A 15,436-nucleotide genomic window follows, 5' to 3' on the forward strand; every position below is an offset into this window, starting at 1 on the left:
CGCCCCTATCCCGGCTAAACGTCTAGGATGGGATCGTGATAACTGGATGACACCCTCGGAGCCTGCAATCAGCTCATTGCCCTAATCGACCGGATAGGGTCCTTCGGCGAATACTTCCTCGTGGTAGCCCTTGGAGCCGACATCGATCGCCAACGGGCTTCGCCACTCGCGACACTCGCGCAGGCAATCGAGCACGAAGCGGAAATCATAGCGCGGCCGCCAGCCAAGTTCGCGCCTTGCGCGTTCGTTGACGTAGACGCGATCGAGCGTCGGGAACATTTTCCAGCCGCGTTCGGCGTAAAGCGTGTTTGCACCTGGAAACAGCCGCTCGACGACAGCAGGCGCATCACGTCTGAGCTCTGCGCGATCGCCCGGTAGAAAGGGCGTCGTGGCCGAGATGATATAGCGGCCGAAGCCGATTGCCGGCGCCTTTTCGAGCGCCAGAAAATGGGCGTCGACCACGTCGCTGATATCGACGCGGCGATGAAGCAGCTCGTTGGCCTGCGCATTTCCCGCCGAATAGCTGTTGCGAATCTCGGGATCATCATCACTTTCGGGAAAGAAGCGCGACGTCCTGAGGATGACGACAGGCAGGCGGGATTTGCGGGCGAAGAGTTCCGAAATTCCTTCGGCAGCGAGCTTTGTCACGCCGTAGATATTCTTCGCGACAGGAAGCACATCCTCGGTGACCCACGCTGCGGGCTCGCCGGCCGCCGGCGTCAACGCCGCGCCGAAAGCGCTGGTGGTGCTGGTGAAGACGAAGCTTGCAACGCCCGCGGCAGTCGCCTCTTCGAGCAGGTTCAGCGTGCCGCCGACATTGGTGTCGAGGAAATCGCGATTGCCGTGGGTCGCCACATGCGGCTTGTGGAGCGTGGCGGCATGGATGACTTGGCTGATGCCCGACATCGCTCGCCTGATAAAGCCGCGGTCACCGATGGAGCCGACCATATCGGTAAAACCCGAAGGCTTGATGTCGATGCCGCGCGCCCACCGGCTCTGAGCTCTCAAGCTGCGCATCAGCGCCTCGCCGAGGTGGCCGGCGCTTCCCGTCACCAATATCGTCATCGCGTCGTCTCCTGACTGCGTTGGCGGCGGACGCTATAAAGACCGGTGTCGTGGGACAACGCATAAATTATGCATGGGCATGCAGGAAGGCTGCAGGCTCAGCGGATTGTGGTGACGAGGCGGCCAGCGGTGCCATCGGAAAGCCTGATCCGCTCCCAAGTGACGCGGCCCGGGGTAATCGGCAGGCGCACATTGCCGTTGGCGCCGGTATCGAAGGTCAACGATAGCAGCCTGTCCTCATGCCAGCCGCGCTCCTCCAGAGACAGTTCGGCGGCGGCGATCTCGGCGGAGGCGTAGGAAAAAAGAGAGCGGCCGAGAAAAGCGCCGAGCGGTGCACGCCATTCCGCCTGCCGCGGTCGGGAAGCAGACAGAAGCCGATGCGTGCTATCGCAGATCAGATGCACAGACCGGACGGAATCCTCGACCAGCCGCTTTAAGGCCGCATCGGCCGCAGCATGTTGCGGCGTGGCGAAAATCCGTTCCAGCTTGACGGCTTGGTTGGGCGAGGGATCAAGCTGGCCGCGCTCCCAGCGCGAAACGGTCGCCTGGTTGACGCCGAGGAGTTCCGCGAGGTGTTGCTGCTTCATGCTGCGCAGCAACCGCATGCGGCGTATGCCGGCTCCTGATATCGTCATTTGTCCTGAGCTCCCACGCTTCTTTTGCCAGGATAGGAGTTCGGCGGGCCGGAGGGCAAGCCGATCCTCACGCCGGTCATTGTTCCGGCTAGCCTTCGAGGTCGCTTCTCAGCCGATCAAGGATCGACAGGGCATGACCTGCATAGGCGCTGATCCAACGGTCGTAGATGTGTTTGATCGGCAGACTGTTCAGGTGGTTCCAGCGTTCGCGGCCCTCCTTTCTGGCGACGATCAGCCCCGCTTCCTCAAGCACCTTCAGATGCTGCATCACCGTGCAGCGGTCCATCCCGGAAAACATCTCGCAGAGCGCGCCCGTTGTGCGGGGGGCCTCCTTGAGCAGGTCGAGGATTTCGCGGCGGCGATGATGCGCCAGTGCCTTGAAGACAGGGTCGTCGGTTGATTCGCTTGACATGTTATATTTTTATAACATAATGGCCTCAGGCACAATGGAGAAGAGGAGAAGTGCAATGTCTCTCGGAATCCGCGTTTCCGGCCGGATCGGCCGTCCTGTTGCCGAAGTGTTCGATGCCGTCGTCAACCCGAAGAAACTCAGCAGCTATTTCACCACGATCGGCGGGGCGAGCGCCCCGCTCGTTCAAGGCACGACAGTAACCTGGTGGAAGGATGCGCCGGTCGAGGTTGTCGAGCTTGTGCCGGAAAGCCGCATCGTGCTTCGCTGGGACGGCGGCACTGCCGAGGACAAGACAAGGTATAAGACGCTGGTGGAAATGAATTTCAAGACGCTGGAGGATGGCGGCACGCTGGTGACGATTGCCGAGAACGGCTGGCGCGAGGACGAGGCCGGCCGGCGCGGCACCTATCTCAACTGCGAAGGCTGGACACAGATGCTTTGCAGCATGAAGGCCTTCGTCGAATACGGCATCAATCTGCGCGAGGGCATGTATCTCAGCGAGATGAAAGGCGAGCCGGCCAGCGCCCCGGATGTTTGACGAGGCCTGTCTCGAAGGAGATCGGCGGCCCATCGCCAGACTTTGCTTGCCTGTCACACTGCGGGTGCTAGTTTCCGGAGTCGATACTTCATCTCGGTTTCCAGGAGATTCATTATGCAGCTTGGTATGGTCGGTTTGGGCCGAATGGGCAATTATATGGTCCAGCGCCTGATGCGGGGCGGTCACGAATGCGTCGTCTACGACACCAGGCCGGAAAGCGTTGCTGAGCTCGCAGGTCTCGGCGCGACCGGCAGCGCTTCGATGGAGGAATTCGTCTCCAAGCTCACGCATCCGCGTGCGATCTGGCTGATGCTGCCGGCGGCGATCGTCGACAAGGTGCTGGCCAGCCTGGTGCCGCTGCTTCAGAACGGCGATATCGTCATCGACGGCGGCAATTCCTATTACCACGATGACATCCGCCGTGGCGCCGAACTCATCACCAAAGGCATCCATTATGTCGATGTCGGCACCAGCGGCGGCGTCTTCGGCCTGGAGCGCGGCTATTGCCTGATGATCGGTGGCGAGAAGGGTACCGTCCAACATCTGTCTCCGATCTTTGCGACGCTCGCCCCCGGCGTCGGCAAGACGGAAGCATCGCCAAACCGCACCGCCGAAGCGGCGGCGGCCAGCACGGCGGAGCAGGGTTATCTGCATTGCGGCCCGCACGGCGCCGGACATTTCGTCAAGATGGTGCATAATGGCATCGAATACGGCCTGATGGCTGCCTATTCCGAGGGCCTCAACATTCTGAAACACGCCAATATTGGCGCCGCCTCGCACGATGCCGATGCGGAAACCGCGCCGCTCGCCCATCCCGAACATTTTCAATACGACTTCAATCTGCCGGATGTCGCGGAAGTCTGGCGCCGCGGCAGCGTCATCACCTCCTGGCTGCTCGATCTCACCGCCGATGCCCTGCATGTCGACCCCGCACTTTCGAAATATGCCGGCCGCGTCTCGGACAGCGGCGAGGGCCGCTGGACGATCATGGCGGCAATCGACGAAAGCGTGCCGACACCGGTGCTGAGTGCGGCGCTCTACGGCCGCTTCTCCTCGCGCGACAATGACGAGTTCGCCAACAAGGTGCTGTCGGCAATGCGCGCGGGTTTCGGCGGCCACGTGGAAAAGCCGGCGCCGAAATCCTGAAGGCCAGGTCACTCCCTTCACTGAGCAGAAGGCGACCGTCACCCGTAAATGGCGGGCTTGACGGCGGCCTCGGTAGGCGGCGCCAGCGGTCTTTCCTGGCCATCGGTATGGCTTTCCTACCGCTTGCTGGCGGCAGCAGTCGCGAGTATCCAATGCAAGATGTCAGCCTTGTTTTGTGCAAGCGCGACACTTGATTGGAGGGCGGTCGTGAAGCGTGACAGGGCAGGAGGCTTGAAGGCCGCCATATCGGGCATATTCATTGTGCTTCTTTCCGCGGCTTCGCCCAGCTTTGCCCAGACGCAGCCGGCACAAGTGCAGGCCGCGGCCGCTCCGCCGGCCCAAGTGCGTGAGATGATGCAGCTCATGCAGACGCCCGAGGTCAAGCAATGGATGTCGGCCCAGATGGCGGCGACGTCTGCGGGCGATACAGCGGTGGAAAACCAGATGTCTATCCTGTCGGGTTTGCTGCAGCATGCCCGTCGTCATGTCTCGATGGTTTCCGATGCCGCGATGACGCTGCCCTTGCAGATCAACAATGCATTCTCGCTGCTTTTCGGCGAAATCGCGGCCACCGGCCGAATGCGTATGGCCGGCCAATTCCTGGCGATCTTTCTGCTGGGCGCGATCATCGAAAGCATTGCCCGCTATGCCTTCCGTCGCCGCCGTCGCCGTCTGGCTGCGATGGCAGGCATGCATCTGGCGCCGCGTGTCATCCCGGCGCTGATCTTCGCGGCGGCGACGGTGCTGACGCTGCTCAGCCTCTACTGGCCGCCGATCAGCCAGAGCATCGCCATCGTCTGCGTCGTCGCACTGATCGTCCAGCGTTTCACGATCTGCCTCGGCGGTGTGCTGGTCGATCTCATCGCACTGGCGCGGGCCGAGGAAGAGCGGCAGGGCATCCCCGCGCCGACCATGCCGGGCCGTGCCATCGCACTCTTCTGGTATCGCCGCTCTGCAACCTTCATCATCTACTTTATCTTCGGCTGGGCGGCCATTCAGTCGATGGAGCCGCTCGGCCTTTCCCCGAGTGCCCGCCTGTTCGTGGGTTACATGCTCGGCATTGGGCTGCTGCTGATCGCGATCGAGGCGGTCTGGTCGCGGCCTCATAAGGACGAGAAGCGTGGTCACGAAATTTCCTGGGCGCTCACCGTATATTTTCTTCTGCTCTGGGGCCTCTGGGTCACCGGCTTCAACTGGCTGCTCTGGCTCGGCATCTATGTGTTGATGCTGCCGCGGGTACTCGCCGTCGCGACGATCGCGGTGAAATCGCTGCGGCAGACCGAGGCGAGTTTCCTTGCCACGCGCCGCATCGCCACCGTGTTGCTCGACCGCGGCGTTCGGGCGCTGATCATCGCAATCGCGGCAATCTGGCTTGGTCGACTGCTTGGCGTCGGGGCCGATACAATGGCCGCCGGCGACAAGATGGTCGACAAGATTGCGCGCGGGGTCATCGGCGGCATTGTCATCCTGCTTGCGGCGGATCTGCTCTGGCACGTCGTCAAAGCCTATATTGACGGCAAGCTGCTCGATTCACCTCTGGACGGTACCGCGACGGACGAGGAGAAGGCCAAACACGCGCGGATCCAGACGCTGCTGCCGATCTTCCGCAATATCCTTGCCGTGGTCATCGCCGTCATCGCGGTTCTGATGGTGCTCTCCGGGCTCGGCATCGAGATCGGGCCCCTGATTGCCGGAGCCGGCGTTGTCGGCGTTGCCGTCGGTTTCGGCGCCCAGACGATCGTCAAGGACGTCATCAGCGGCATGTTCTACCTCTGGGACGATGCTTTCCGTGTCGGCGAATATATCGAAAGCGGCAGCCACAAGGGCGTCGTCGAAGCCTTCAGCCTGCGATCGGTGAAGCTCAGGCATCATCGCGGACCGCTGACAACAGTGCCGTTCGGTGAACTCGGCGCGGTGAAGAACTTGAATCGCGACTGGACGATCGACAAGATCAGCCTCAACGTCAAATACGACACTGATCTCGTCAAGGCCAAGAAGGTGATCAAGCAGATCGGCCAGACACTGCTCGAGAACCCCGAATTCGGCCCGCACATCATCGAGACGCTGAAGATGAAGGGTGTCGAGCAGTTCGGCGAATTCGCGATCGAGATCCGCCTGTCAATGATGACGAAGCCCGGCGAACAGTTTGTTATCCGACGCAATGCACTGGCGATGATCCGCAACGCCTTCAAGGAAAACGGCATCGAGTTCGCCGTGCCGACGGTGCAGGTGGCGGGCGATCGCGAGGCCGATTTGGGGGCTGCCGTCGCGCGTTATGCCTCCCATATGCGAGCCAACGGCGAACCGGCTGCATGAATGCCGCCACCTGAACCTCATTATCGCTGCAAGGCATTCGCAAGCTTACGAAAATGCAATGTGCCATCACGTATTCCTGCGCAAATTCGCCCCAATTGAGGATGATTGAGGCGCAGGCGGCGGGGTTGGGTAGCGTCGGCATGGCTTCATAGAGCTTATATGCCCGTCATGTTACGTCTTCGAAAAATGATTCCCGCCGAATTGGAAGCTGCGCAGGTACGAGATGTCGGATCACGGCAATTTGGAAGAGATGGAAGCGACGGACGGTTTTTCTTTTCGCACGCTTTTCAGACGTTACAGGACGCCGCTTACGGCAGCCGCGACGCTCATCGTCTTCTGTCTCGTCGGTTATGCGATCATGCAGCTCACGAACGAGGTGCGCTATGACGATGTCGTCGCAGCGCTGGCGGCGACCAGGCCGAGCGCGATCCTGCTTGCTCTGTTCTTTACGGCGCTGAGTTTCCTCTCGCTGGTCTTCTACGATCTCAATGCGATCGAATATATCGGCAAGAAGCTTCCCTTTCCGCATGTGGCGCTGACGGCATTCAGCGCCTACGCGGTCGGCAACACCGCCGGCTTCGGTGCGCTGTCGGGCGGCGCAATCCGCTACCGCGCCTATACGCGTCTGGGGCTCTCACCCGAGGACATTGGCCGGATCATCGCCTTCGTCACGCTCTCCTTCGGCCTCGGGCTCGCGGCCGTCGCATCGATCGCCCTCATCATCATCGCCAGCGAGATCGGTCCGCTGATCGGTGTCAGTCCGTTCCTGCTCCGGCTGGTTGCCGGCTCGATCATCGCCATTCTCGGGGCTGTAATGATTATCGGCCGCGAGGGTCGTGTGCTCGATTTCGGCGCCGTGGCGATCCGCCTGCCGGACTCGCGCACCTGGTCGCGCCAATTCCTCGTTACCGCCTTTGATATTGCCGCCTCCGCGTCGGTGCTCTACGTGCTCTTGCCGCAGACGGCTATCGGCTGGCCGGTCTTCCTCGCCGTCTATGCGATCGCCGTCGGTCTCGGGGTGCTCAGCCACGTTCCGGCCGGGCTCGGCGTCTTCGAGACCGTGATCATCGCTTCGCTCGGCAGCGCGGTGAATATCGACGCGGTGCTGGGATCGCTGGTGCTTTACCGGCTGATCTACCATGTATTGCCGCTGTTGATCGCCGTGCTCGCGGTCTCGGCGGCGGAGTTGCGCCGTTTTGTCGACCACCCGGCCGCCTCCAGTGTCCGCCGTATCGGCGGACGGCTGATGCCGCAGCTGCTGTCGACCCTGGCGCTGCTGCTCGGCGTGATGCTGGTGTTTTCGAGCGTCACGCCGACGCCGGACCAGAATCTGGAATTCCTCTCCAACTATCTGCCGCTGCCGCTGGTCGAAGGCGCGCACTTCCTCTCCAGCCTGCTCGGGCTTGCGCTGGTGGTCGCGGCGCGCGGCCTCGGTCAGAGGCTCGACGGCGCGTGGTGGGTGGCCGTATTCTCGGCCGTTGCCGCATTGACCCTGTCGCTTCTGAAGGCGATCGCCCTTGTCGAAGCTGCCTTTCTCGCGTTTCTCATCTTCGGGCTCTTCGTCAGCCGGCGGCTCTTCACCCGGCATGCGTCGCTGCTCAACCAGGCGATGACGGCGTCCTGGCTGATGGCGATCGCGGTCATCGTCGTCGGCGCCATCGTCATCCTGCTCTTCGTCTATCGCGATGTCGAATACAGCAACGAACTCTGGTGGCAGTTCGAATTCACCGCCGAGGCGCCGCGGGGACTGCGCGCCCTGCTCGGCATCACCATCATCTCCTCGGCGATCGCCATTTTCAGCCTGCTCCGACCGGCGACTTTCCAGCCGGAGCCGGCGACGGAGGAGGCGCTGACGCGTGCCATCGAGATCGTCAGGAAGCAGGGCAATGCCGATGCCAATCTGGTGCGCATGGGCGACAAGAGCATCATGTTTTCGGAAAAAGGTGACGCCTTCATCATGTACGGCCGGCAGGGCCGTTCATGGATCGCGCTGTTCGACCCGGTTGGCGATCATCGTGCCGTGCAGGAACTCGTCTGGCGCTTCGTCGAAGCGGCGCGGGCCGCCGGCTGCCGCGCCGTCTTCTACCAGATCTCGCCGGCGCTGCTTTCCCATTGCGCCGATGCCGGCCTCCGCGCCTTCAAGCTCGGCGAACTGGCGGTGGCCGACCTCCGGACCTTCGAAATGAAAGGCGGCAAATGGGCGAACCTTCGCCAGACGGCGAGCCGAGCCCAGCGCGACGGGCTGGAATTCGCGGTGGTCGAACCCGAGGACGTGAGCGGGATTATCGATGATCTCGCCGCCGTTTCCAAGGCCTGGCTGGAACATCACAATGCCAAGGAAAAGGGCTTCTCCCTCGGTTCCTTCGATCCCGATTACGTTTCCTCGCAACCGGTCGGCATCCTCAAGAAGGATGGCAAGATCGTCGCCTTCGCCAATATCCTCGTCACCGAATCCCGCGAGGAGAGCACGATCGATCTCATGCGCTTCTCGCCGGACGCGCCGAAGGGCTCAATGGACTTTCTCTTCGTGCAGATCATGGAATATCTGCGTAACCAAGGTTTCACGCACTTCAATCTCGGCATGGCGCCTCTCTCCGGCATGTCGAAACGCGAAGCGGCACCCGTCTGGGACCGTATCGGCAGCACCGTCTTCGAACACGGCGAACGCTTCTATAACTTCAAAGGCCTTCGGGCATTCAAATCCAAGTTTCATCCGCACTGGCAACCGCGCTATCTTGCGGTTTCCGGAGGAGGCAATCCGATGATCGCGTTGATGGACGCGACATTTCTGATCGGGGGCGGATTGAAAGGGGTAGTGAGAAAATGATCAGGACAATCCTTCTTGCCACGGCATGCGTCTGCATGCTCGCGGCCGTACCGGCTAATGCCGCCGAGGAAACCACGCAAAGATTCGAAAGCGGCCTCATCCCATCGCCGCACATCTTCCTGCCGGAAGGGGAGGTGAAGGGCACCGTGATGCTGATCTCGGATGCCGCCGGCTGGGGCGATTATGAGAAGGCCGAGGCGGACAGGCTGGTCGCCGAAGGCGCTGTTGTCATCGGCGTCGACTTTCCCTCTTATATCCAGGCGCTCAGCCGCTACGACGTCAGCCTCAACGACGGCTGCATCTACATCGTCTCGGATATTGAATCGCTGAGCCAGCAGGTGCAGCGCGCGACCGGCAACAATGCCTATCATTTGCCGATCGTCGCCGGCATCGGCGAGGGCGGGGCCCTGGCGCTGGCGATCGCGGCTCAGACGCCGGATGCGACGATCGGTCAGACGCTTGCGGTCGATCCGCTGTCCGGTATTCCGCTGACCAAGGAGCTTTGCACGCCGGCTTCCAAGAAGGTGATCGGCCAACGCACGGTGTATGGTCTCAGCGACGGCGCCCTGCCGGATCCGATCATATCAGTCTTCACGCCTAAGGCTGACAAGGACGGCCGGGCGCATGCCGAGGCGCTGCAGAAAGCCCATTCCGAGATCGAGATCCGCGATTCCACAGACGATGCACAGACGGTATTCGGCGATACGCTCGACGACCTCGTCACCGCTTCCGGCGCCTTCGGCAATCCGCTTGGCCTGCCGCTGGCGGTGCTCGAGGCAACGCCTGCCTTCGATACGATGGCGGTGATCTATTCCGGTGACGGCGGTTGGCGCGACATCGACAAGGAGGTCGGCGGCACGCTGCAGAAGGAAGGCATTCCCGTCGTCGGCGTTGATTCACTTCATTATTTCTGGTCGGAGCGCAAGCCGGAGGAGACGGCCAGCGATCTTTCAAAGATCATCGATTTCTATCGTAAGCAGTGGAAGGTGAAGCATGTTCTGCTCGTCGGCTACTCTTTCGGCGCGGATGTCGTACCCGCAACCTATCAGTTGCTCAAACCGGCCGAGAAGTCCTCGGTGGTGCAGTTGTCGCTGCTGTCGCTCTCGCACCAAGTGGACTACGTCATCTCCGTTCTTGGTTGGCTCGGTCAGAAGACGAAAGGGGCGGGGGGCGATCCCGTCGCCGATCTGAAGAACGTCGATCCGAAGCTCGTGCAGTGCGTCTATGGCAAGGACGATGACGACGATGTCGCCTGTCCGGCGTTGAAGGATGGTGGTGCTGAAGTCGTTGAACTGCCCGGCGACCATCACTTCGACGAAAATTACGACCTTCTCACCAAGACGATCATCGACGCGCTGAAAAGACGTCTGCAGGATTAAGCGCTGCTGCCTTGCGGTATGCTTTGACAGTTCGATTGGCGCATAACCCCAAAATCGATTTCGATTTCGGGTTATGCGTTTAATGCATCAGCTTTTCTTCGCGCCAGCCGAGTTCGGCGAGTTCCTTGCCGCGAAACCGCGCGTCGTCGGCGACGATGAATTCGTCGAGCTGCGGCGGGGCAATGCTGGTGCCGGCAAGCATCGCATGGACCTGGCCGCGATGATGGGTCTGATGCAGGAAAAGATGGGCGAGCACGTCGTCCATCCGCTCCTGCTGAATACGATTGCCGCGATGGAGATTTACGATCGAGATCAGCCTTTCCGGCGTCAGGGCTTCGCAAAGGTCGATCAGGCGCTGATCGACCTTTGCCTGTGCTTGCATCAGTGACTCGACGTCATCGAAGGGTTCGTCCACCTCGAAGGCCTGGAAGCCGAGCGTGCCGCCTTCCATGCCGTCGACATAGAACCAGTCGACCGTGATGATATGATTCAGCGTCTCCTTGATCGACGGAAAGAAGCTCGTGCGCGGCGCTTCGAATTCGCCGGGCTTCAATGCCGCGCAGGCGTGAAGCAGCCGGTGATTGGCAAGGGCGTTGTTATAGGCAAGCTTGCGAAAGGCCCTGGCGGGATCGAAGGTCGACATCGGCGGCTTTCCTCTTCCAGCATTCCGGAGTGTTTTCAGTCATCGAGATTACCGTCGCGCCAGGCGAGATGACATTGTAGCCCGGGCAGGTTCTCGATTTCATCAGCGATGAAATAGGGCGGGATGTCGAGCGCGGTCAGGGCCGCGCGCGTTGTCGGCACCCATTTGAATTCGAGATGGTTGTCGCCATCTTCGACGCGATGGATGATTTCATATGGCTGAAAGGGGAAATTCCGGCGGAATTTCCTATCAGCGTTTCCTCCGACGTCCCGCCGATTTCCGCCCGACCGCCAGGAAAGACCCAGAAGGGCTCGTGCACGGCGCGATGAACAAGCACATGCCCATCGCGAAAGCCGAGGCCGGCAATGCGATAGTTGAAACGCGCAGCGCCCTGAGTCAGGCGGATAGGAGTGCGCTTGCTCATGTCGTGCTTATCCGAGATCGATCACGACGATTTCCGGCGGCACGCCGAAGCGGACCGGCGCAATTGAACAGCCGAGGCCGCCGGAGACGATGATGTTACGCCCCTCCTCGACAATATGGCCATAGGCGTAGCGATTGCCGTAGCGCGAGGGGACGATCGGCGAACGGCCGAGGAAGCGGATCTGTCCGCCATGGGTGTGACCCGAGAGCGTCAGCGAGACGCGCTCGGGCACGCGCGGAAAGATGTCGGGCTCATGGGCGAGCAGGATAACCGGCGCGTCGTCGCTAATCTGTGCTATCGTTCCGTCGAGATCGTCGAGGCCGAGCATGCGCGTGCGGCCCCACTTCCCGCCGGACAGCAGCGCCAGCTGATCTTCGAGGCCTGCGAGCCAGAAGCCGCGGCCATCCTTTTCGAGCCGAACGGCGCGGTTGCCATAGACCGGGATTCCGACGTCGGCGAGCGCCCGGTGCCCGAAGGTCTCCATCCCGCCGTTCTTCTGGGCAGTCCTGTCTTCCCACCAATCGTGGTTACCCATGATCGCATGGACACCGAGCGGAGCCTGCAGGGTGGCGAGCGCCTTCGACCATTGGCTCGAATGCACATATTGCGTCACCATGTTCATGCCGGAGGCGTAGTCGCCGAGCAGGACGGTCACGTCGCCTTCGAGTTCATTGGCCCGGCGGCAGATCGCAGCAATGCGGCTTGCCGACATCCAGGGTTCGCAAGCATGGATATCGGCGAGCGCGACGACGCGGAGCTTCAGTCCCGGTGTCCATCCCGGCGGCGTCAGCCGGTAACGGGCGATGCCGAACCGCGCCAGCGGTTCATAGGCAAAGGCATAACCGCCGAGCGCCATGACGCCTGCGAAACCGCCGCCAAGAACCTTGAAAAATCCGCGGCGGGTGATCACTCAGTCGTCCTCCTGGAACAGCCGGAACTGCGCAGCCTCCATTTCCTTGGGCGGTTGCATTCCCAGATGTTTCCACGCGATTGCGGTGAGAACACGGCCGCGCGGCGTGCGCTGAATGAAACCCTGCTGGATCATATAGGGCTCGATGATATCCTCGATCGCGTCGCGCGGCTCGGAAAGGCCGGCGGCGATGGTTTCGATGCCGACCGGGCCGCCGCCGAAATTGACGGCGATCATGTTGAGGTAGCGTTTGTCGAGTTGATCGAAGCCGACATTGTCGACCAGCAGGCGGGTCAGCGCTTCGTCGGCGATCTCGCGGGTGACGGCCTCGGCCCGTGCCACCTCGGCGAAATCACGCACGCGCCGCAGCAGCCGGCCGGCGATGCGCGGCGTGCCGCGGGCGCGCCTGGCGATCTCGCGGGCGCCCTCTTCGGTCATCGGCAGGTTCATCAGCCGTGCGCCGCGGCGCACGATCAGTTCCAGTTCCTCGACGGTATAGAAGCTGAGCCGCACCGGGATGCCGAAACGATCGCGCAGCGGCGTCGTCAGCAGGCCGAGGCGGGTGGTGGCGGCGACAAGCGTGAATTTCGAGAGGTCGATCTTCACCGAGCGCGCGGCAGGGCCTTCCCCGATGATGAGGTCGAGCTGGTAATCCTCCATGGCGGGATAGAGGATTTCCTCGACGGCCGGATTGAGGCGGTGGATCTCATCGATGAAGAGCACGTCGCGCTCCTCGAGATTGGTGAGGAGCGCGGCGAGATCGCCGGCCTTGGCGATGACAGGGCCTGAGGTTGAGCGGAAGTTGACGCCGAGCTCCTTCGCCATGATCTGCGCCAGCGTCGTCTTGCCGAGGCCGGGAGGCCCGACGAAGAGCACGTGATCCAGCGCCTCGCCGCGGTTCTTCGCCGCCTCGATGAAGATCTTGAGATTGGCGCGCGCCTCCGCCTGGCCGGTGAATTCGTCCAGCGATTGCGGGCGCAGCGTCACATCAAGATCTTCGCCCCGCTTTTCCGGCGATATCAGGCGGGCGGGCTCACTCATGCTCTCATTCCGTTTTGAAACCTGTTACAGCAATACACCAAACGTCGGGTGCCTCGACACCCATTCATTGGTTTTCCGGTTTTCACCGTGCCAGCTCTTTCAATCCGAGCCTTATCAGCTTGGCGCTATCGGCGCCGTCGCCGGCCGTCTTCATCGCCGCGGCAACGGCATTTGCCGCCTGGTCTCTGCTGTAGCCGAGGTTGGTCAGCGCGGACACTGCATCGGCAACCGGTGCGGCGGCGACGCCTTCGCCGAGTTCTTGCTTGAGGCCGATGTTGATTGCCTCGCCGGCATGGGCCGGTGCGCGGTTCTTGAGTTCGGTCACGAGGCGCATCGCCACTTTCGGGCCGACGCCCGGTGCGCGCGAGACGGCGGCGCGGTCCTGCAGGGCGATCGCATTGGCAAGCTCGCCCGGCGTCAGCGTCGAGAGCACGGCGAGCGCCACCTTGGCGCCGACGCCCTGAACGCTCTGCAGCAGGTTGAACCATTCCCGCTCCAATGCGGTCATGAAGCCGAAGAGTTTCAGTTGATCCTCGCGCACATAGGTTTCGATGAAGAGCACGCAGGCTTCGCCCGCCGATCCGAGCTTTGACAAAGTGCGGGCCGAGCAATAAGCGACGTAACAGACGCCGTGCACATCAACGAGCACATAATCTTCGCCGATCTCGTCTATGGTGCCTTTCAGCTTGCCGATCATGAGTCGCGGTCTTTCAAGGGTGCGTTTCGGGCGTAATGAGTTCAACGGAAGGAAAATAGGAACGATAACCGCCGGCATCGCGGGTCAAAATTCTGTAGCCCCTTATCGCCGCATGCGCGCCGATGAGGAAATCCGACAATATCCGTTCGCGTCCTCCGCCCGCGCGGCGGTAAAGCCGGAAGGCTTGAGCCGCGGCAAATGCGGCCGGCCACGGCAGGTTCTCGCGGCGGAATTCATCCTGCGGAAGCAGGCGATCGACTTCATCCACATCGTCATACCGAACGGAAAATTCGGAATAGATGATCGGATTTATAAGGACCGGTCCATCTCTGAAGATATCGAGTATCTTCCGGCGCGACCAATCGTGCCAGTCCGAGCTGATCATGGCCAGATCGACGAGGACGTTCGTGTCGACAAGCGTCGCCATCAGCGATCACGCGTCATCGACATGAGATCTTCGGCATCGATTTCCTGATCGCCGGTTCCCTCCAGACGACGGATCGTCTCGATGAAACGGTCCAGCCGACCTCTATCCTCGACTTCCTGCTTGCCGTTCTTCGGCGAGAGAACGAGCTTGCCGCCCTCAATCGAGAAAATGACCTCGCTGTTGGTCTCGATGCCGGCAAGCTCCCTGAGATCGCGGGGAATAGTGACCTGACCTTTGGATGTGACACGCATCAGAGGCTCCTTCAAAGTAAGAATTATCCTTACCGCAGGAACATGTCAAGAACGCCTTATCCTGCCAACGCTTGGCGCATCCGGTGGCCGCCGCGATTGTGGGCATGGCAAATGGCGATCGCCAAGGCGTCGGCGGCGTCATCGCCCTTGAATTCGGCCTTCGGCATCAGAATCTTCAACATCATGTGAATCTGCTGCTTTTCTCCGTGCCCGACGCCGATGACCGCCTTCTTCACGGCGTTGGGCGCATATTCAGAGACCGGCAGTCCCGCGCGTGCAGGTACCAGCATGGCGATGCCGCGGGCCTGGCCGAGCTTCAGGGTCGCCACGGCGTCCTTGTTGACGAAGGTCTGTTCGACGGCGGCTTCATCGGGCCTGTGAGCGTGGACGATATCGGCGAGCCCGTCATGCAGCTGGCAGAGGCGGGAGGCGAGGTCCATGTCGCCATCGGAGGTCACCGTTCCCGATGCCACGAATTTCAGGGAATTGCCTAAAGTGTCGATGATTCCCCAGCCTGTGCGGCGGAGGCCGGGATCAATGCCAATGATGCGAATCGTATTTTGCATGGTTCAACCTATAGCGATTGCGAAATAAGTGCCATCGATATGTGAACAAACCGAAAACACCTGAGGTTTTAGAGCGCGCATTTACCGCGAATTAAAAGAGATGCCTGAATTCTAGTTCATCGAATGTGCGAGGGGCTTCGTTCCACAAGAATAAGTCCC

Annotated in this window: 15 protein-coding genes and 1 pseudogene; 5 read left to right on the forward strand and 11 right to left on the reverse strand. The window is 61.3% G+C overall.

Features of this window, described 5'->3' with window-relative positions; translation table 11 throughout:
• Nucleotides 1–81: 81 nt before the first annotated feature.
• The 3 genes from HJB91_RS10170 to HJB91_RS10180 form a co-directional block, all read right to left on the reverse strand.
• Nucleotides 82–1,065, reverse strand: coding sequence for an NAD(P)-dependent oxidoreductase (locus HJB91_RS10170; RefSeq protein WP_221154594.1), 984 nt, complete (start codon nt 1,063–1,065; stop codon nt 82–84).
• A gap of 98 nt (nt 1,066–1,163) precedes the next feature.
• On the reverse strand, nt 1,164–1,700 hold the full coding sequence (locus HJB91_RS10175; protein ID WP_210629917.1) for a helix-turn-helix transcriptional regulator: 537 nt from the start codon (nt 1,698–1,700) through the stop codon (nt 1,164–1,166).
• 88 nt (nt 1,701–1,788) lie between these two features.
• Nucleotides 1,789–2,112, reverse strand: coding sequence for a helix-turn-helix transcriptional regulator (locus tag HJB91_RS10180; RefSeq protein ID WP_210629918.1), 324 nt, complete (start codon nt 2,110–2,112; stop codon nt 1,789–1,791).
• Between the two features lie 55 nt (nt 2,113–2,167).
• Here HJB91_RS10180 and HJB91_RS10185 point away from each other — a divergent pair, with 55 nt between their 5' ends.
• The 5 genes from HJB91_RS10185 to HJB91_RS10205 all read left to right on the forward strand — a co-directional run bounded on the left by HJB91_RS10185 (nt 2,168) and on the right by HJB91_RS10205 (nt 10,318).
• Nucleotides 2,168–2,650 (forward strand): SRPBCC domain-containing protein, encoded by a 483-nt coding sequence (locus HJB91_RS10185; RefSeq protein WP_210629919.1) that lies wholly within the window; start codon nt 2,168–2,170, stop codon nt 2,648–2,650.
• A 114-nt stretch (nt 2,651–2,764) separates the two neighbouring features.
• The gene (gene gnd, locus HJB91_RS10190; protein ID WP_210629920.1) at nt 2,765–3,796 is read left to right on the forward strand and encodes a phosphogluconate dehydrogenase (NAD(+)-dependent, decarboxylating); all 1,032 of its coding nucleotides are present in this window, start codon (nt 2,765–2,767) and stop codon (nt 3,794–3,796) included.
• A 207-nt stretch (nt 3,797–4,003) separates the two neighbouring features.
• Nucleotides 4,004–6,112: a mechanosensitive ion channel family protein gene (locus tag HJB91_RS10195; protein ID WP_221154596.1), complete on the forward strand. Its 2,109-nt coding sequence runs from the start codon at nt 4,004–4,006 to the stop codon at nt 6,110–6,112.
• 223 nt (nt 6,113–6,335) lie between these two features.
• Nucleotides 6,336–8,939 carry a bifunctional lysylphosphatidylglycerol flippase/synthetase MprF gene (gene mprF, locus HJB91_RS10200; protein ID WP_210629921.1) on the forward strand — a complete coding sequence of 868 codons (2,604 nt, stop codon included), beginning with the start codon at nt 6,336–6,338 and terminating at the stop codon, nt 8,937–8,939.
• Nucleotides 8,936–10,318: a virulence factor family protein gene (locus HJB91_RS10205; RefSeq protein ID WP_221154603.1), complete on the forward strand. Its 1,383-nt coding sequence runs from the start codon at nt 8,936–8,938 to the stop codon at nt 10,316–10,318. The genes mprF and HJB91_RS10205 overlap by 4 nt, the downstream gene beginning before the upstream one ends.
• A 79-nt stretch (nt 10,319–10,397) precedes the next feature.
• Here HJB91_RS10205 and HJB91_RS10210 read toward each other — a convergent pair whose 3' ends face one another.
• The 8 genes and pseudogenes from HJB91_RS10210 to ruvC all read right to left on the reverse strand — a co-directional run bounded on the left by HJB91_RS10210 (nt 10,398) and on the right by ruvC (nt 15,277).
• The gene (locus tag HJB91_RS10210; protein WP_221154607.1) at nt 10,398–10,961 is read right to left on the reverse strand and encodes a DinB family protein; all 564 of its coding nucleotides are present in this window, start codon (nt 10,959–10,961) and stop codon (nt 10,398–10,400) included.
• A gap of 35 nt (nt 10,962–10,996) precedes the next feature.
• A pseudogene (locus HJB91_RS10215) lies at nt 10,997–11,385 on the reverse strand (DNA mismatch repair protein MutT).
• Nucleotides 11,386–11,392: 7 nt separating this feature from the next.
• Nucleotides 11,393–12,295 (reverse strand): metallophosphoesterase, encoded by a 903-nt coding sequence (locus HJB91_RS10220; RefSeq protein ID WP_221154609.1) that lies wholly within the window; start codon nt 12,293–12,295, stop codon nt 11,393–11,395.
• A complete protein-coding gene (ruvB, locus tag HJB91_RS10225; protein ID WP_184455061.1) occupies nt 12,296–13,336 on the reverse strand; it encodes a Holliday junction branch migration DNA helicase RuvB in 1,041 nt (346 codons plus the stop codon).
• A gap of 82 nt (nt 13,337–13,418) precedes the next feature.
• The gene (gene ruvA, locus HJB91_RS10230; protein WP_210629925.1) at nt 13,419–14,033 is read right to left on the reverse strand and encodes a Holliday junction branch migration protein RuvA; all 615 of its coding nucleotides are present in this window, start codon (nt 14,031–14,033) and stop codon (nt 13,419–13,421) included.
• Between the two features lie 13 nt (nt 14,034–14,046).
• On the reverse strand, nt 14,047–14,460 hold the full coding sequence (locus HJB91_RS10235) for a type II toxin-antitoxin system VapC family toxin (RefSeq protein WP_210629926.1): 414 nt from the start codon (nt 14,458–14,460) through the stop codon (nt 14,047–14,049).
• Nucleotides 14,460–14,711, reverse strand: coding sequence for an AbrB/MazE/SpoVT family DNA-binding domain-containing protein (locus HJB91_RS10240; RefSeq protein WP_184455063.1), 252 nt, complete (start codon nt 14,709–14,711; stop codon nt 14,460–14,462). Before HJB91_RS10240 ends, HJB91_RS10235 begins: the two co-directional genes overlap by 1 nt.
• Nucleotides 14,712–14,767: 56 nt before the next feature.
• Nucleotides 14,768–15,277: a crossover junction endodeoxyribonuclease RuvC gene (ruvC, locus tag HJB91_RS10245; protein ID WP_221146455.1), complete on the reverse strand. Its 510-nt coding sequence runs from the start codon at nt 15,275–15,277 to the stop codon at nt 14,768–14,770.
• Nucleotides 15,278–15,436: the final 159 nt, after the last annotated feature.

Origin of the sequence: Rhizobium sp. NLR10b, from assembly GCF_019685435.1 — a bacterium.
Lineage (GTDB): Bacteria > Pseudomonadota > Alphaproteobacteria > Rhizobiales > Rhizobiaceae > Rhizobium.